At 46.6% G+C, this 16,106-nt stretch carries 20 protein-coding genes; 18 read left to right on the forward strand and 2 right to left on the reverse strand.

Annotation, left to right across the window (positions count from 1 at the left end; genetic code table 11):
• The first annotated feature begins 44 nt into the window (after positions 1–44).
• The 3 genes from RDW05_RS01180 (at position 45) to RDW05_RS01190 (ending at position 2,307) form a co-directional block, all read left to right on the forward strand.
• Positions 45–1,148, forward strand: a complete 1,104-nt coding sequence (locus RDW05_RS01180; RefSeq protein ID WP_293692758.1) for a hypothetical protein — start codon at positions 45–47, stop codon at positions 1,146–1,148.
• Between the two features lie 12 nt (positions 1,149–1,160).
• Entirely contained in the window at positions 1,161–1,940 is a 780-nt protein-coding gene (locus RDW05_RS01185) for a TPM domain-containing protein (protein WP_307977543.1), read from the forward strand.
• A 70-nt stretch (positions 1,941–2,010) separates the two neighbouring features.
• Positions 2,011–2,307, forward strand: coding sequence for a hypothetical protein (locus RDW05_RS01190; protein WP_293824041.1), 297 nt, complete (start codon positions 2,011–2,013; stop codon positions 2,305–2,307).
• Between the two features lie 139 nt (positions 2,308–2,446).
• Here RDW05_RS01190 and RDW05_RS01195 read toward each other — a convergent pair whose 3' ends face one another.
• Entirely contained in the window at positions 2,447–3,358 is a 912-nt protein-coding gene (locus RDW05_RS01195; protein ID WP_307977544.1) for a metal ABC transporter substrate-binding protein, read from the reverse strand.
• A gap of 191 nt (positions 3,359–3,549) precedes the next feature.
• Here RDW05_RS01195 and RDW05_RS01200 point away from each other — a divergent pair, with 191 nt between their 5' ends.
• From RDW05_RS01200 to RDW05_RS01255, 12 genes are all read left to right on the forward strand, one after another.
• The gene (locus RDW05_RS01200) at positions 3,550–4,215 is read left to right on the forward strand and encodes a metal ABC transporter ATP-binding protein (protein WP_307977545.1); all 666 of its coding nucleotides are present in this window, start codon (positions 3,550–3,552) and stop codon (positions 4,213–4,215) included.
• On the forward strand, positions 4,215–5,012 hold the full coding sequence (locus RDW05_RS01205) for a metal ABC transporter permease (protein WP_210685296.1): 798 nt from the start codon (positions 4,215–4,217) through the stop codon (positions 5,010–5,012). Before RDW05_RS01200 ends, RDW05_RS01205 begins: the two co-directional genes overlap by 1 nt.
• A gap of 15 nt (positions 5,013–5,027) precedes the next feature.
• Positions 5,028–5,468: a transcriptional repressor gene (locus RDW05_RS01210; RefSeq protein WP_307977546.1), complete on the forward strand. Its 441-nt coding sequence runs from the start codon at positions 5,028–5,030 to the stop codon at positions 5,466–5,468.
• A gap of 132 nt (positions 5,469–5,600) precedes the next feature.
• Positions 5,601–5,885: a 30S ribosomal protein S6 gene (rpsF, locus tag RDW05_RS01215; protein WP_009145514.1), complete on the forward strand. Its 285-nt coding sequence runs from the start codon at positions 5,601–5,603 to the stop codon at positions 5,883–5,885.
• 3 nt (positions 5,886–5,888) lie between these two features.
• Positions 5,889–6,317 carry a single-stranded DNA-binding protein gene (locus RDW05_RS01220; protein WP_009145515.1) on the forward strand — a complete coding sequence of 143 codons (429 nt, stop codon included), beginning with the start codon at positions 5,889–5,891 and terminating at the stop codon, positions 6,315–6,317.
• Between the two features lie 18 nt (positions 6,318–6,335).
• Positions 6,336–6,566: a 30S ribosomal protein S18 gene (rpsR, locus tag RDW05_RS01225; protein WP_009145516.1), complete on the forward strand. Its 231-nt coding sequence runs from the start codon at positions 6,336–6,338 to the stop codon at positions 6,564–6,566.
• Between the two features lie 148 nt (positions 6,567–6,714).
• Positions 6,715–7,419 carry a hypothetical protein gene (locus RDW05_RS01230; RefSeq protein ID WP_293808515.1) on the forward strand — a complete coding sequence of 235 codons (705 nt, stop codon included), beginning with the start codon at positions 6,715–6,717 and terminating at the stop codon, positions 7,417–7,419.
• 41 nt (positions 7,420–7,460) lie between these two features.
• On the forward strand, positions 7,461–7,946 hold the full coding sequence (locus RDW05_RS01235) for a PepSY domain-containing protein (RefSeq protein ID WP_307977547.1): 486 nt from the start codon (positions 7,461–7,463) through the stop codon (positions 7,944–7,946).
• 163 nt (positions 7,947–8,109) lie between these two features.
• Positions 8,110–9,216, forward strand: coding sequence for a redox-regulated ATPase YchF (ychF, locus tag RDW05_RS01240; protein ID WP_210685300.1), 1,107 nt, complete (start codon positions 8,110–8,112; stop codon positions 9,214–9,216).
• Between the two features lie 175 nt (positions 9,217–9,391).
• On the forward strand, positions 9,392–10,153 hold the full coding sequence (locus RDW05_RS01245) for a ParA family protein (protein ID WP_021719853.1): 762 nt from the start codon (positions 9,392–9,394) through the stop codon (positions 10,151–10,153).
• Complete coding sequence (locus RDW05_RS01250; RefSeq protein WP_307977549.1) at positions 10,146–11,138, forward strand: ParB/RepB/Spo0J family partition protein; 993 nt, start codon at positions 10,146–10,148, stop codon at positions 11,136–11,138. Before RDW05_RS01245 ends, RDW05_RS01250 begins: the two co-directional genes overlap by 8 nt.
• 94 nt (positions 11,139–11,232) lie before the next feature.
• Positions 11,233–11,709 carry a DUF4446 family protein gene (locus RDW05_RS01255; RefSeq protein ID WP_293387979.1) on the forward strand — a complete coding sequence of 159 codons (477 nt, stop codon included), beginning with the start codon at positions 11,233–11,235 and terminating at the stop codon, positions 11,707–11,709.
• 85 nt (positions 11,710–11,794) lie between these two features.
• Here RDW05_RS01255 and RDW05_RS01260 read toward each other — a convergent pair whose 3' ends face one another.
• Positions 11,795–12,208: a hypothetical protein gene (locus RDW05_RS01260; protein ID WP_021719850.1), complete on the reverse strand. Its 414-nt coding sequence runs from the start codon at positions 12,206–12,208 to the stop codon at positions 11,795–11,797.
• A 365-nt stretch (positions 12,209–12,573) separates the two neighbouring features.
• Here RDW05_RS01260 and RDW05_RS01265 point away from each other — a divergent pair, with 365 nt between their 5' ends.
• From RDW05_RS01265 to RDW05_RS01275, 3 genes are all read left to right on the forward strand, one after another.
• On the forward strand, positions 12,574–13,746 hold the full coding sequence (locus tag RDW05_RS01265) for an ABC transporter substrate-binding protein (RefSeq protein ID WP_299824293.1): 1,173 nt from the start codon (positions 12,574–12,576) through the stop codon (positions 13,744–13,746).
• 161 nt (positions 13,747–13,907) lie between these two features.
• Positions 13,908–15,083 (forward strand): ABC transporter substrate-binding protein, encoded by a 1,176-nt coding sequence (locus tag RDW05_RS01270; protein WP_303680567.1) that lies wholly within the window; start codon positions 13,908–13,910, stop codon positions 15,081–15,083.
• Between the two features lie 125 nt (positions 15,084–15,208).
• Positions 15,209–16,099: a branched-chain amino acid ABC transporter permease gene (locus tag RDW05_RS01275; RefSeq protein ID WP_277249539.1), complete on the forward strand. Its 891-nt coding sequence runs from the start codon at positions 15,209–15,211 to the stop codon at positions 16,097–16,099.
• Positions 16,100–16,106: the final 7 nt, after the last annotated feature.

Below are 16,106 nucleotides of genomic sequence, written 5' to 3' on the forward strand. Positions count from 1 at the left end.
GGAGCAAGCAAAATTGCATAACTATATTTTAACGAGGTGATATTATGGCTGAAACCTCTGTAGGCTATAAGTGCCCTAACTGCAGCGCGCCGCTGACGTTTTTGCCCGGTCATGATAAGGTGACCTGCGAATACTGCGGTACCGAGCTGGAAGTTAAGACCATAGAAGAAATGTATGCCGCCAAGGAAGCCGCTGCTGCCAAAGCGCAGGCTGCCAAGGAGGCAAAGTGGGATACCTCTGCTGCCGGCAGTGAATGGGAAGCTGACGAAGCAGAGCAGATGAAGGCGTTTACCTGCTCCAGCTGCGGTGCGCAGATTGTGAGCGATGGCAACACTATGGCAACAGAATGCTGCTACTGCGGCAGCCCGACCATGCTGCCGAGCCGTTTCGAAGGCATGCTGAAGCCGGACTTCATTATCCCCTTCAAGAAAACCAAAGAGCAGGCTGTTGCTGCCCTCAAGGAATTCTACAAGGGAAGAACCCTGCTGCCTAACTCCTTTACGGCCAACAATCGTGTGGAGGATATCCAGGCGATGTATGTGCCGTTCTGGCTGTTTGACTCCAAGGTTAGTGCCAGCGGCAGCTATCAGGGTGCCAAAGACAGTGTTTATGAAACCGATGATAAGGTTGTTACGACTACCGTCGTATATAACTGCGAACGTGAAGGCACCATGTCCTTTGAGCGCATCCCTGTAGATGGCAGCGAGAAGATGGACGATACCTTTATGGAAAGCATCGAGCCGTTTAATTATAAAGAAATGGTTCCCTTTAGCACCGCTTATCTGACAGGCTTTTTGGCAGATAAGTATGATGTGGATGCCGAGGCTGCTGTAGCACGTGCGGATGAGCGCGTTGTCAAAAGTGCCGAGGGCTGCCTTGAAAATACCGTTACAGGCTATACCCGTGTAACCAGCAATGGTGACTGCGCAGTTATCAAGGATGAAAACGCTGTGCATTATGCAATGGTGCCGGTATGGATCCTGTCCACACGCTTTGAGGATAAGCCCTATACCTTTATGATGAACGGTCAGACGGGTAAGGTTGTCGGCAGTCTGCCGATTGACTATGGCAAGCTGCGTAATTACACTGCCCTGACCTTTATTATTGTAACAATTATCAGCTACTTCATTGTGAAGTTCATGTTATAAGGAGGTGCCGGAATGAGAAAGTTATTTGCAATCTTAACCATGCTGGCAGCCCTTATGTTAGCCAGTGTAACAGCCTTTGCTGCGCCCAGCCTGGTTGATAATGCCAAGCTTCTTACACCGCAGCAGCGTCAGGCAGTTCTGGCAGAGCTGCACAAGCAGGAGCAGGCGCATAATGTGCGTATTGCTGTTGTAACCATGAAGACTATTGACGGTGCCGTTCCCGGTAAATATGCCAATAAGCTGCTCGATGATGTTTATAATGATGGTGCCAAGGGCAATATGGTATTGCTGCAGGTTACCAACACCCGTAAATGGTATATTGCTACCGATAAACAGCTGAAGCAGGTTATCGTTGGCAATGAAGGCATTGAGTATATGAGCAAGCCGATGGTTGCTCAGTTCAAGAAAAATGATTATGCTCAGGGCTACATCACCTATGCTCAAAAAGCAGGCGAGCTCCTTGAGTATTACGAAAAGGAAGGCGAGCCGTGGGATCCTAATGCAGGCTTCAACTGGTTTGCTTTAGTAATTGCTGCCGGTATCGGCGGTGCTGCAGCCTATGGCTGTCGTGCTCTGCTGATTAGTGGTATGAGCAATGTCCAAAAGGCTGTTAAGGCAAATGCTTATCTGGTTAAGAAAAGCTTTGAGCTGACGCACAGCAATGATACTTATCTGTACACCAACGTTTCTACTGTTCCGAAGTCTAAATCCCGTGGCGGCAGCAGTGACGATGGTTCTGTAAGCGAAAGCTCTGCTGATGATAATCATGGCGGCGGCGGTGGCAGCTACTGATATTGCAATGAGCTGATACTTTTGCGGCTGCGAGTATTTATCGCGGCCGCTTTTTTAGCAGGAGGTTATTATGCGCAGGACGACTATCAATTCAGGCTTTTTTATCTGCTTCATTGCCAATCTGATAGTGAACTGGGAATGGGGGTTTATCGCGGTGTTGCTCTGGGGCTTTAGCTATTGGTTCAATCTTTCTTGGTATCCGGCGGCGGCTATGGCTGCTTTGTGGCTCCTGATGGGCTTTTCTCTGACCTGGATGATTATTTGGGGCTCGTCGGCGCGCGATAATTACCGTCCTAATCAGCAGCTGAAAAATATCAATCCCTATTCGCCTAAGAATGAGGATGTACTGCCTAAGAACAAAAAGTGAATCAGCTTTGCCGGCTCGGCCGACGGAGCGATGTGTACGTAAAAACGCCGCGGCTGCAGCAGGTCTTTGACCTGCTGCGTAAGCCGCGGCGTTTTGCTGTGCGTAGATAATTTTGTTTGCTGCTAAGATGGCAGCCTTTTTATTTTTTCAAGCTTTGGTAAATAGCGTCCAGGTTTTCTTCCATGCGGGTAAGATAGGTTTTCTCACCGTTGCTGCATTCAATAGTATATATTTCCTGCGTAGTGGCACCAACCTCGCGCGCCAGTGTTTCTGATGTTTTGGGGCTTACCGCTTCTTCTACGAAGATAGTTTTTACATTGTGCTCCTTGCAGTAGGCTGTCAGCTTGGCCAGGTTTTGCGCGCTTGGTTCGCCGCTGGCAAAAACATCCTCGATGCTTTGCTGCTGCAGGCCGAAGTCACGGCACAAATAAGCAAAGGCAGCATGACCGGTGACAAAGTCCTTTTGCTCCAGCTTGCTGAATTTCTTCTGATAGGCAACAAGCAGTGCCTGCAGCTTTTGATTGTATTCTGCGGCATTCTTGCGGTAGAAATCGGCATTGGTTTTGTCTGCGGCGGCCAGTGCTTCGGCAATATTCTTTACCTCTGTCTGTGCGCAGCTCAGGCTCAGCCAGGTGTGCGGGTCATACTGGCCGTGTGCTCTGATTTCGTCAGCCTCTGTAAGGCTGATGCGGTCGGTGCCCTTGGCTGCTTCTACAATGACGAGCCTGGGATTGGCAGCGGCCTGTGTTGCCTGCTCCACCCAACGCTCCATGCCTGTGCTGTTGTAAATTAAGATGTCTGCTTTGCTCAGCGCCTGCATAGTTTTAGTAGTAGGCTGAAAATCATGCGGCTCTGTGCCGTCGGGAATCAGGGAAGTTATATGAATTTTATCCTGACCTACGGCCTGAGTAAATTCTTTCATAGCATTAAAGGTTACTACAACCCGCAGCTTATGGTCCGCAGCAGGTGCAGGCTCCTTGCTGCCACAGCCTGCCAGCAGACTGCAGAGCAGCAGTGTGCAAATACAAAAAATAATACTGAGCTTTTTCATAGGCTCTCCTCCTCATTTAAGCACAAATAAACGCAAATGATTTGCATATTATAACGAATTTTATCATAACACCCGTGAACTTTCTTGTCAAGCTAAATGCAAATGACTTGCATATTTGCCGAGCGAGGTCTATAATATTTACTGCAACAAAAAGGCAGCGCAGGCTGCCGTGAGTAAATGAAGGAGCCAATATGATAGAACTGAAGCATATAGAATTTGCCTATGAATCCGGCAGCGAGCTGCTGCGCGATATCAATATGCAGGTAAATGACGGCGAATATATTGCCATTGTCGGCGAAAACGGCAGCGGCAAAAGTACGCTGGTCAAGCTGCTCTTGGGATTGCTGGAGCCGTCAAAAGGTGAATTGAAGAATACTTTTAGCAGCATCGGCTACGTGCCGCAGCGCTTTGAAACTCTCAACAGCCAGTTTCCGATAACCGTATATGAGGTAATGGAATATTACCGCAGGATATTAAAAGTAGCGGATAAGCAGGCGGTACGTCGCTGTCTGGAGCAGATGCATGTTTATGACCTGCGTGACCGTTTAATCGGCACTCTGAGCGGCGGCCAGTGCCAGAAGGTACTCATTGCCAGAGCACTGCTGGGCAGTCCGCAGCTGCTGATTTTTGATGAGCCTTCTACCGGCATTGATGTCAAGAGCCAGCAGGAGCTGTACAAATTTATGCAGGAGCTGCATGAGCAGGGTATTACCATTATCACGGTAGAGCATAACCTGAAATTTGCGGCACGTAATGCCGATAAAATGTATCATGTGATGAACGGTCATGGTCATTTCTGCAATCCGCAGGAATATGTGCAGGAATATATGCATGATAATGTAGGAGGTGCGGAATAATGCTGGAATACGCTTTTATGCAAAACGCTTTGCTGGTTTCTGTACTGATTTCTTTAATGTGTCCTATGATTGGCATGTTCTTGGTGCTGCGCCGTTATTCCATGATTGGCGATACGTTGGCACATGCATCGCTGGCAGGCGTAGCAGTTGGCCTGCTGGTTAAGGTGAACCCGATTATCAGCGCCTTTGCCGTAACCTCTGTTTTTGCCGTGTTGATTGAGGTTTTGCGTCAGCGCTTCCGCCGCTATGCGGAGCTTATACTGGTTATCATCCTATCGCTGTCTGTCGGTATTGCGATTACGATTATCAGCAGCGGTATGGTGCATACTAATGTAGAAGCATTTTTGTTCGGCAGCATTCTGACCGTAACGCCTGATGATGTGCTGGCGGTAGCAGTGCTGTGCGTAGTGTCGCTGGCTGCTGTTTACTTTTTGTATCCGCAGCTGGTTATGCTGGCCTTTGATGAAGACGGTGCTAAAATTGCCGGAGTAAAAACGCGTCTGATTAATTATATCTTTGCTCTGCTGGTGGCAGCCATGGTTGCTGTTTCTATCCGCGTGGTAGGCATTCTGGTTATCAGCTCGCTGATTGCGTTGCCGGTGGCGGCGGCCCTGCAGCTGGGCAAGGGCTTTAAGGTGACGATGCTGGCAGCTATGGTGCTGAGCTTTATCGCCATTATCACAGGCCTTGTGACCTCCTATTGGCTGGGTGCGGCACCGGGCGGTGTAACTGCTTTGGTTTCGGTGGCTTTGCTGTTGCTGATTATCATTTATAAAGAAATACGTGCTGTCTTATAAAGAAGGGGTAGAAAGATGACTGATACAAGTTCTGCGGCAGATTATTGCGATTATCTGCATCGCTACGGATTAAAAAATACCCGTCATAGACAGCTTATTCTGCAGCTGCTGCTGGCGAGCGAGGGCGTGCTGACGGCTGAGGATATTTATCAGCAGCTGTGTGAGCAGGGCGCAGAGATAAATTTCTCTACGGTTTACCGTATCCTGGAAAATTTTACGCAAAAGGGACTGACGGAAAAAAGTTTTTTGACGGATGCACGCAAGTATGGCTTTGTGCTGCACGCCTTGGGGCACAGGCACCGCCTTATCTGCCTGCGCTGCCATCGGATTGTGGAGGTAGACCATTGCCCGATTACTGATTTCGAGGAACAGCTGGCGGATAAAACAGAATTTGCCATTGTAGGACATAATCTGGAATGGTATGGTTATTGTTCGGAATGCCGCAAGCAGAAATAGCAGGAAAATTTTTCAAAAAAGCTTGCAAAGCAGCGTAAGCAATGATATAATTATTAAGCTTGTATATAACTATATATACTTCTTCTGCTCCCGGAGAGACGGGGGCCAAAGTCCAAAGGAGGAGGTGATTTCGTGAACGCATACGAAGTCATGTACATCGTTAAACCTGTTGAGGATGAGGCTTGTGAAGCAGTTGTTGCTAAATTCGAGAAACTCATCACTGCAAACGGTGGTAATGTAGAAAAAACCGATCGTTGGGGCAAAAGACGCCTTGCTTATGAGATCCAGGACCTGAATGAAGGTATCTATGTTCTCGTAACCTTCCAGGCTGACGCCGCTGCTGTTAAGGAACTTGATCGTGTTATGAAAATTACCGATGAAGTACTGCGCCATATGATTATCAGAAAGGGTGAATAATCAATGAACAAGATTATTCTGTTGGGCAGACTTACTAGAGATCCGGAAGTGCGTTATACGCCGACCGGTAAAGTTGTTTGTCAGTTTACTCTTGCAGTAGACAGACCTTTTGCCAATCAGGAAGGCCAAAGAGAAGCTGATTTTATTCCGGTAGTAATCTGGGGTAAACAAGCTGAGACATGCGGTAACAGTCTCACCAAAGGGCAGCGCGCGCTTGTTGAAGGCCGCCTGCAAATCCGTAGCTATGATGGCAAGGATGGCAATAAACGCTGGATAACCGAAGTAATCGCTGATCGCTTCGAGTTCATTGAGCGCAAAGCTGATGCCGCTGCTGCTCATAGCAATCCGACTCGCTCTGCTGCGCCGGCTCAAGACGGCGGTATGGGTGGTTTCGGACAACAGGTTCCCTTTGATGAGGAAATTCCATTCTAATTTAAGGGAGGTTATGCAATGAAACGCGAAAGAGGCAGAAGACCTAGAAGAAAAGTTTGCAGCTTCTGTGTTGATAAAGTTGAAGAAATCGATTACAAGGATGCAAATAAGCTGAAACGCTATATCACCGAACGTGGTAAGATTTTACCGCGCCGTATTTCCGGTACCTGCGCTAAGCACCAACGCCAATTGACCGTAGCAATCAAACGCGCTCGCTGCGTTGCTTTGCTGCCGTTCACCTGCGAATAATTCGCACGGCGGTTTAAACGAAACTTATACCCCGTAGCCGTTAGGCTGCGGGGTTTTCGTTTATGTAAAAATCACAAAAAATTTACTTATTTACGCAGGCGTTAACATGATATAATATTAGTAGTAATATACATACGAGGTGAATTGCATGAAAACATCTTTGAGAACCTTATTTTTGACTTTTGTTTTTACGATGCTTTGCACAGCAATGGCTTTTGCCTATAATCCCGGTCAGCGTACCATCCATCTGTTGGGTGAAACTCTGAACAGTGACAAGCATCCTGTACATCTGGTTGTAACCCAGACGATTGATATGCGTGAGGTGCTGACTGCCGAAGCCTATGCCAAGCTGCCGACTGCACAGCAAAAGCGCACCAACCGTACGGAATATAATGAAGCCAATGGCATTAACGCCGAGCGCATCACTACTACCGATGGTGACGGCAAGGTAATCAAGGATACCGTTTCCTTTGTGAAGAACGGTTATTGGTACACTATTGACTATCTCAATAAAAATTATGACAGAGTTCCTGAGCTGCCGGGCATGAGCATGCCCTTTGCCGAAACCCTGATCAGCTGGTTCAATGTACGTCCACAGGGTGGTAATGATGCAGTTACCGGCTATGATTATGACAAGATGACCAAGGGCACCAACAGCCTGAATTTCTATTATGCAAAGGATACAGCTGACTGGAAGGGCTACGAAGTAAGTTATCTGCCTATCTTTAAGGTGCTTGAGGTTTCCAATACCGTGGATGAGGCAACTGCCTTTGCTCTGCCGCCTGCAGATTTCAAGGCCGTTGCTAATCCTTCTATGCGTGCTTACGCTAACAGACTTTTGGAAAGACAGTAAGTCTGGTAAGCTGATTATATTTTTTCAAAGGGGGAATATTTATGTTTAAAAAATTATTAGTTTTGCTTTCTATGCTGGCTGCGCTGGCAATGAGCGCAGTAGCTTTTGCTGCACCTGTTAAAAGCCATCAGCAGATGGTTATTGATGCTGCACGTGCCGAGGTTCCTGCTGCTGCTGTATTTTATGGCTACAAGGAAGAAGATGGCGAAGCTGTTCTGAACTTCCGCGATAATGATAATTATCTGGAATACGAGGTAGAAGTTGTTCTTGCTACTACCAAGGTTAAGGAAGTAGAAATTAAAGGCAGCAATATTGCCGGCAGCACGATGATGGTAAAAACTCCTGAGGATATCAGACAAATCGTTCTGGAAGCATATCCCGATGCAAGAAATATTGTTATCAAAACCGAAAAAGAAGGCAACAATGTACATTATGATGTAGAGTTCATTACTGCAAGATATAAAGTAGAAGCTGACATGAACCCGGTAACCGGTGCATTTGCCAAGAGAGAGCTGGAATATTTCTAAGCCTAAGCAAAAAATCAGAGGCAGTCTGCGGACTGTCTCTTTTTTATGCTGCGGAAGAGTGCCATTTTGCGTCAAAACATTGCATATCAAAGCATATTATTGTAAAATATATTAGATACAGAGTTTTTAACGCACTAAATATATATGACGAGGAGCGATTTACGTGAGTACAAATTTAGAAGTCGGTATCGTTGGCCTGCCTAACGTAGGCAAAAGTACCCTGTTTAATGCTATTACCAAAGCTGGCGCAGAAGCAGCAAACTATCCCTTCTGCACTATTGAACCTAACGTTGGCGTTGTTGATGTGCCTGATAAACGCTTAGATGTTCTGAGCGATATGTTTAAATCCAAAAAGATTGTTCCGGCAGCCATGCGTTTTGTAGATATTGCCGGTCTGGTAAAGGGTGCAAGCAAGGGCGAAGGCCTGGGCAATAAGTTCTTGTCCCATATCCGTGAGGTAGATGCTGTTGCCGAGGTTGTACGCTGCTTTGAGGATGGCAACATCACCCACGTTGAGGGCAGCATTGATCCTCTGCGTGATATTGATATCATCAACACCGAGCTGTGCCTGGCTGATATGGAAACCGTTGAAAAACGTCAGGAGCGCCTGGTGAAGCTGGCAAAAACCGGCGATAAAAAGGTCAAGCTGGAGCAGGCTGTTATGGAAAAGGTTATGGCCGGCCTGTCTGATGGTGTTCCGGCACGCCGCCTTGGTCTGACAGAAGAAGAGCAGGAGTTCTTGGGCGAGTTGCATCTGCTGACCATGAAACCGGTGCTGTACATTACCAACGTTGCTGAAGGCGAGGTTGCCGATCCGTCCGGTAACGAGCATGTACAGGCTGTAAAGAAATATGCTGCAGAAGAAAATGCTGAGGTTATCGTTGTTTCCGCAAAGATGGAAAGCGAAGTTGCCGAGCTTCCGGAAGAAGAGGCTAAGGAATATCTGGAAATGGCAGGCCTGGAGGAAACCGGTCTGGACCGCCTGATTAAAGCAGGCTTCAAGCTGCTTGGCCTGATGACCTTCCTGACTGCGGGCGAAATGGAATCCCGTGCCTGGACTATTAAGCTGAACACTAAGGCTCCGCAGGCAGCAGGCAAAATCCATACTGACTTTGAGCGTGGCTTTATCCGTGCGGAAATCGTTTCCTTTGATGATCTGGTAGCCTGCGGCAGTAAGGCTGCGGCACGTGAAAAAGGCCTGGTTCGTCTGGAGGGCAAGGATTACGTTATGCAGGACGGCGATGTTGTCGAGTTCCGCTTCAACGTATAATTTATAACAGCGTAATATGCAATCTGAGCGCAGCAAGCGAAAGCGTGCTGCGCTTTTTGCTGTTGGGAGGCGCTGGAGCAGCGTACAAAAGTAAATAAACAAAAATTCTTTTCCCATGAGCACGTAAAGTGTGATAAAATAGAATAGATATACTATGACTACGAGGTGAAGCGAATTGGTAAAGGTAATTGCTATTGCCAACCAGAAGGGTGGTGTTGGCAAGACTACTACGGCGGTAAATCTGGCTGCGTGTCTGGCGGCGCTGGAACGCAAGGTGCTTTTAATTGACAGTGATCCGCAGGGAAATGCTACCAGCGGCTTTGGCTTTGATAAACGTGATATTAAGCAATGCATTTATGATGCGATTATCAGTGAAGTACCCATGCAGGATGTAATTAAGCACACAGCCTATAAAGGACTGGACCTGGTGCCTGCTACTATCCAGCTTGCCGGTGCGGAAATAGAGCTTGTTTCGCTGATGAACCGTGAAGGACGTTTAAAGAACTCTCTGGAAAGAGTAAAGCATAATTATGATTACGTTATTATTGATTGCCCGCCGTCTTTAGGTCTGCTGACAATCAACGGCCTGACTGCTGCCAGCTCGGTAATGATTCCTATTCAGTGCGAATTTTATGCGCTGGAGGGCGTTACTATGCTGATGAACACGATTCAGCTGGTACAGCGTAACCTGAACCCTGCATTAAAGCTGGAGGGTGTGCTGATGACTATGTATGATAGCAGAACGAACCTGTCGCAGGATGTTGTGAACGAGGTACAGAAGTATTTCAAAACAAAAATGTATCAGACGATTATCCCGCGTAACGTGCGCTTGAGTGAAGCACCCAGCCACGGACAGCCGGTTATCGACTATGACAGCAAATCTAAAGGTGCGCAGGTGTATATGGACTTTGCGCGTGAGGTGATTGAGGATGAGTAAGAAGGGCGGCTTAGGCAAGGGCCTGGGCGCAATTTTCGGCGAAAATACCAGTCCTGCTGTAGAAAAGGCGCAGGAGCCTGCAAGTGCTGCACAGGAGCTGCTTATTAAAAATATCGCAGCGAATCCGTATCAGCCGCGCTGCAACTTTGATGAAGAAAAGCTGCAGGAGCTGGCTGCTTCCATCAAGGAGTTTGGCGTTGTTCAGCCGGTAGTTGTGCGCAAAAAGGGCAGAAACTACGAGCTGGTGGCAGGCGAACGCCGTCTGCGTGCCGCAGGCTTAGCCGGACTTACTAAGGTGCCTGCTATTGTCAAGGATTATGACGATGCCAAGATGATGGAAATTGCGCTGATTGAAAATATTCAGCGTCATGACCTGAATCCGATTGAAGAAGCGCAGGGCTTGCGCCGCCTGATGCAGGAATTTAAGCTGACGCAGGAGCAGACTGCCGAAAAGGTAGGCCGCAGCCGCAGTGCCGTGACTAATATTCTGCGCCTTCTGAACCTGCCGGAGCAGGTTCAGAAGCAAATTATTAATGGCGTGCTGACGATGGGCCAGGCTAAGCAGCTTTTGGGACTGCCGAAGCCGGAGCAGATGTGCGAGGTGGCGGAAGCGATTATTGCCAATGGCTGGAGCTCACGTATGACCGAAGAGGTTGTGCGTAAACTGAAGGAAGGCAAGAAGCTGAAGATTGTCCGTGAGCTTATTGAGGAAGAAGCTAAAAATAAGGATAATAAGGAAAAGAAACCTAAGCGTGAGCCTACCGAGAATGATATTTTCTGCCATGACTTTGAACAGCGTCTGGTAGAGTTTTTGGGTACTAAGGTTAAGGTTGTGCCTAAGCTGGATGAGCAGGGACGCCAGGGTGGTACTATTCACATTGAATATTATTCTGCTGAGGACCTGGAGCGCATCTATGAGGTACTGCAGCAGGGACGCCATGAAGAAAAACCGCTTAACGGCGAGCCTAAGCGTCTGAATGTGTGATTTCAGAAGGTTTTTACAGTAAAAAATATGAAAAAAGCCGGGCTTATAAGCGCCGGCCGATTAGATAATCTTTGGTATGAGGGGGCTTTTATTGATGGAACAGGCCAATCTTTTGGTTAATACACATTCGGCAGCAATTATTATTGTGCTGCTGCTTATTGTGTTGGTTGCGTTGGGTATGTGCTTCAGTCTGCAGGGCAGATTGAATAAGCTGCAAAAAAAATATGACTTCTTTACTCAGGGCAAGGAAGCCAACATTGATGTCGTACTGACAGATACGCTGCAGGAGCTGCGTGCTGTACAGAATGAGCTGGCAGCTCTGCAGGATGAGCATCAGAAGCTGCATGCACAGGTACAGAACTGTCTGCAGAATATTAAGATTGTGCGTTATGATGCCTTTGACGCTATGGGCGGTGAAATGAGCTATTCGCTGCTGCTTACGGATGCGAATAATAAGGGTATTATTATGACCAGCATTTACGGCAGAGAGGAAAGCCGTTGCTTTGCTAAGGATATCGATAACGGTAAGTCCAGCTATCCGCTGGCAGAGGAAGAGCAAAGACTCTTGTAATTTAAATAGTGATAGTGTAAGAAAAATCCCGACAGGTTGCTGTCGGGATTTTTTGCTTTCAATTTTATAATTTAAGTATGGGTTTTTAAGCGCCCTCAAACAGCCTCAGCAGAATAAACATGCTCTCGCCAAAGCAGAGGTAGCGCACCCAGGTGCGGGGATAGACAAAGCCTTCCTCGTCCTCGTCATAGGCACCGCTGATACGGGCGTGAATAGCGAGTGATTCCAGTGCTGCAATCACGAGCAGCAGAAAGCCAGGTGTCCAGGTATTGTCGTGCAGCATCAGCCAGATGCAGTATAACAGGAAGAATACATCCAGCAGAAAGTAAATTATAAAAGTGGTGGCACTGCCGTCGATAATAATGACCTGCTTGCGGCCGGGGTTGGCACGGCGCTCGTCTAAAATTCGGGAAAAGCGCTGCAGCAGATAGGCGATTCTGCGGGAATGAATGAAATGAAACATGCGCACGCACAAGAAAAATAAAGCAATAAAGTTCATAAATACCTCTCATTCTATAAATAGTCTTGCCTGTATTTGTAAAGCAAGTAATTCTTATGCATTATATTATACACTATCTGCAGGCAGAGCGCTATAAAGGCAGTAAGAAGACACAAAAGCTACAAAGTTTATTTGGGGGATACAAAAATACCTGAATAACAAACGCGAAAATAGAAAACATAAAAAATGTATCAGTTTACGTGTAAAATTCCCATGTATACAATGAACATGAAAAAATTCGTTGACAAAAGTGTAATATAACGGCTATAATTGGTTACATAAAGTTGCTGGGATAGTGGTTGAATCTGAGAACACTCCCGGTACTGTGTTTTATATTTTATTTTTAAGGGAAAGAAGGACTCAAAATGAAAAAATGGAAGAAATTAGCATCTGCAGCTATGGCTGCTATGATGTGCGCCGCATTGCTCACAGGCTGTGGCGGAGAAAAGAAACAAGCTGATACCGGAGATACTATTAAGGTTGGCGCAGCATTCGAATTAACCGGTAATGTTGCTAACTATGGTAAATCCATTAACGAGGGCTTCAAGCTGGCTGTAGACGAACTTAATAAAAACGGCGGCGTGAACGGTAAAAAAATCAGCGTAGTTGAAAGCGATAACAAATCCGAGCCGGCTGAATCCGGTAACGCTGTAACCAAGCTGATTACCCAAGATAAAGTAGTTGCCGTTGTCGGACCTGCAACCAGCGGTTGCGTAAACGCTGCAACTCCTATTACTACTGCAAATAAGATTCCTCAAATTGCTCCGGCTGCTACCGCACCGAGCATTACCGTAGAAAACGGCAAGGTAAAGGATTTCGTATTCCGTGCCTGCTTTATCGACCCGTTCCAAGGTCAGGTAATGGCAGTATTTGCCGATAAAACTCTGAAGGTTAAAAACGTAGCTATTTTCTACGATTCCTCCAGTGACTATTCCAAAGGCTTAGCAGAGGTATTCCAAAAAACCTTGGAAGGCAAAGGCGGTAAAATTGTTGCTAAGGAAGCTTTCCTGGCTAAAGATGTTGACTTCAAATCCGCTCTGACTAAACTCAAAGCATCCAATCCGGAAGCAATTTACGTTCCCGGTTACTATGAAGAAGTTTCCAAGATTATCAAACAAGCTCGCGAAATCGGCATTACCTGCCCGATGCTGGGCTCCGATGGATGGGAAAGCCCGAAACTTGCTGAAATCGCTGGTAAAGATGCTCTGAAGGGCTGCTACTATGTAAGTGCCTTCAATGCTAAAGACGAAGACAAATCCGTTCAGGACTTCATCAAGAAATTCAAAGAGAAATACCAAAAAGATCCTGATATCTTCGCAATGCAGGGCTATAATGCAGGCCTGATCCTGGCAGATGCTCTGAAACGTGCAGGCTCCACTGATGGCACCAAACTGGCTAAAGCAATTGCTGAAACCAAAGACCTGCCGGTTGCAAGCGGCAAGCTCACCTTTGATGCTAACCACAACCCGGTAATGCCTGCTCTGATTATCGGTCTGGAAACCGGTACTCCTACTCTGGTTGAAAAAATCAGCCTGTAATTGCTAACAAAAAAATAAACATAAAAAATTCTACAAGTAAATATCAGAAAGCATAACAAGACTTCTATTCCATGGATTATTTATTAAGTTAGACCGGGCGCGTCTAATCGATGCGCCCTCTATAAAAATATTTTTTATTTATTTCTGAGGGGGAATAAACCATGAAAAGAGTAACAAAATTGTTATCTGTACTAGCAGCCGGCGCTATGTTTATGAGCGCGCTGACCGGTTGCGGAGGTGGCTCTAAAGGAGCTGACGGCGATACCATTAAGGTAGGCGGCTTGCTGGAAATGACCGGCGGCAGTGCATCCTTCGGTATTTCCGGTAAAAACGGCATCGACCTGGCACTGAAAAAAATAAATGAAAAAGGTGTGCTGGGCGGCAAAAAACTTTCTTTAGTTGTTGCTGATACCAAATCTGAAGCCTCCGAAGCAACTAACGGTATGCAAAAGCTGATTTCTCAGGATAAGGTTGTAGCAGTAATCGGTCCTAACCAATCCTCTGCTGTAATCGCATCCGGTGCAATCAATAATGGTGCTAAGGTTGTAGATATTACACCTATGGGCACTAACCCGGACGTTACTGTTGATCCTAAAACTAAACAGGTTAAACCCTACAGCTTCCGTACCTGCTTTATTGATCCGTTCCAGGGTACTGTAATGGCAAGCTTTGCTTCTAATGAACTTAAAGTGAAGAGGGCTGCTATCTATATCGATAATACAAGTGACTATGCTAAAGGTCTGGCACAGTTCTTCAAAGAGAACTTTGTTAAAAACGGCGGTCAGGTTGTAATTGAAGAGGCTTATCTGCAAAAGGATACCGACTTCAAATCTACTTTGACAAAAATCAAAGCTGCAAAACCTGATTTCATCTACATTCCCGGTTATTACCAGGAGGTTGGCCTGATTGTTAAACAAGCTCGTGAGATGGGTATCACCGTTCCTATGGCAGGCGGCGATGGCTGGGACAGCGCTAAGCTTCCTGAAATTGCCGGCAAAGCTGCTCTGGAAAACACCTTCTTCTCCAGTCTGTATTCTCCGGACGATACCTCTGATCTGAACAAAGAATTCGTAGCTGAATACAAAAAAGCTTACAACACCAACCCGGATGTATTTGCAGCATTGGCATATGATTCCACTCTGCTGGTTGCAAAAGCAATCGAAGATGCAGGCAGTGCTGATCCGGCTAAAATTGCTGAAGCAATGGCTAAGATTAAAGGCTTCAAGGGTGTATCCGGTGAAGTAACCTTTAACGAAGAGCATAACCCGATTAAGAGTGCTGTAATTATCGAACATAAAGATGGCAAACAAACCTTTAAAACTAAAGTTAATCCCTGATAGTTTACATTAGTAGTTAATCTGATTCAATCAACGAGGCTGTTGTTTTGCGTAGCAACAGCCTTTTCCTTTAAGTAAGCGTGTCCCGCTTACACAAATCTTTGAAATCTCTAGGGAGGTAAATTATGGAGACTTTTATCCATCAGTTTTTTCAGCAGCTGATAAATGGTGTATCTCTCGGCAGTATCTACGCATTGATCGCCTTGGGTTATACCATGATCTACGGCATCATTAAGCTGATAAACTTTGCTCATGGCGATATTTATATGTTGGGTGCCTATTTTGGCTTCTTTGCTACTACCCAATTAGGCTTGCCGTTTATCCCGGCAATTATTTTCTCGATGGCAGGCGCTGCTATCGCAGGTATTATTATTGAACGTGTTGCGTATCGCCCCATGCGTAATGCACCGCGTATCGCAATTTTGATTACTGCAATCGGCGTATCCTTCTTCCTGGAATACAGCATGATTCTGCTGGTTTCTCCGCAGCCGAGAACCTTCCCCGCTGTATTCGGCGCTACAGTATATCATCTTGGACCACTGGTTGCTAACAGTCAGCAGCTGGTTATCCTGTTGAGCGCTATTATCCTGATGGCAGTTCTTACCTACATCGTAAATAAAACAAAAGCCGGCAAGGCTATGCGTGCTGTATCCTATGATGCTGACGCTGCAAGGCTGATGGGCATCAACATTGACCGTGTAATTTCCACTACCTTTGCGCTTGGCAGTGCTTTGGCAGCAGCAGGCGGCGTGCTGGTAGGTGTTTACTATAACTCTATTGACCCGCTGATGGGCATGATGCCCGGTCTTAAAGCCTTCGTTGCCGCAGTTCTCGGCGGTATCGGTATTATCCCCGGTGCTATGATCGGCGGTATTATCCTGGGCGTTGTAGAAGCAATGGTCAGCGGCTTTATTTCCTCTACCTTCCGTGATGCGGCAGCATTCGGTATTTTGATTATCATCTTACTTTATAAACCTTCCGGCTTATTAGGCAAGAACGTTCGTGAGAAAGTCTGAGGTGACA

Source organism: uncultured Phascolarctobacterium sp., assembly GCF_902463975.1.
In the GTDB taxonomy this organism is placed as follows: Bacteria; Bacillota; Negativicutes; order Acidaminococcales; family Acidaminococcaceae; genus Phascolarctobacterium_A.

Coding starts and splice junctions, on each gene's coding strand:
- RDW05_RS01255 (WP_293387979.1), top strand. CDS start 11,233: ATGGAACAGGCCAATCTTTTGGTTAATACACATTCGGCAGCAATTATT.
- RDW05_RS01220 (WP_009145515.1), top strand. CDS start 5,889: ATGAACAAGATTATTCTGTTGGGCAGACTTACTAGAGATCCGGAAGTG.
- RDW05_RS01190 (WP_293824041.1), top strand. CDS start 2,011: ATGCGCAGGACGACTATCAATTCAGGCTTTTTTATCTGCTTCATTGCC.
- RDW05_RS01200 (WP_307977545.1), top strand. CDS start 3,550: ATGATAGAACTGAAGCATATAGAATTTGCCTATGAATCCGGCAGCGAG.
- RDW05_RS01210 (WP_307977546.1), top strand. CDS start 5,028: ATGACTGATACAAGTTCTGCGGCAGATTATTGCGATTATCTGCATCGC.
- RDW05_RS01250 (WP_307977549.1), top strand. CDS start 10,146: ATGAGTAAGAAGGGCGGCTTAGGCAAGGGCCTGGGCGCAATTTTCGGC.
- RDW05_RS01275 (WP_277249539.1), top strand. CDS start 15,209: ATGGAGACTTTTATCCATCAGTTTTTTCAGCAGCTGATAAATGGTGTA.
- RDW05_RS01180 (WP_293692758.1), top strand. CDS start 45: ATGGCTGAAACCTCTGTAGGCTATAAGTGCCCTAACTGCAGCGCGCCG.
- RDW05_RS01205 (WP_210685296.1), top strand. CDS start 4,215: ATGCTGGAATACGCTTTTATGCAAAACGCTTTGCTGGTTTCTGTACTG.
- RDW05_RS01235 (WP_307977547.1), top strand. CDS start 7,461: ATGTTTAAAAAATTATTAGTTTTGCTTTCTATGCTGGCTGCGCTGGCA.
- RDW05_RS01230 (WP_293808515.1), top strand. CDS start 6,715: ATGAAAACATCTTTGAGAACCTTATTTTTGACTTTTGTTTTTACGATG.
- rpsR (WP_009145516.1), top strand. CDS start 6,336: ATGAAACGCGAAAGAGGCAGAAGACCTAGAAGAAAAGTTTGCAGCTTC.
- RDW05_RS01185 (WP_307977543.1), top strand. CDS start 1,161: ATGAGAAAGTTATTTGCAATCTTAACCATGCTGGCAGCCCTTATGTTA.
- RDW05_RS01265 (WP_299824293.1), top strand. CDS start 12,574: ATGAAAAAATGGAAGAAATTAGCATCTGCAGCTATGGCTGCTATGATG.
- RDW05_RS01195 (WP_307977544.1), bottom strand. CDS start 3,358: ATGAAAAAGCTCAGTATTATTTTTTGTATTTGCACACTGCTGCTCTGC.
- RDW05_RS01260 (WP_021719850.1), bottom strand. CDS start 12,208: ATGAACTTTATTGCTTTATTTTTCTTGTGCGTGCGCATGTTTCATTTC.
- RDW05_RS01270 (WP_303680567.1), top strand. CDS start 13,908: ATGAAAAGAGTAACAAAATTGTTATCTGTACTAGCAGCCGGCGCTATG.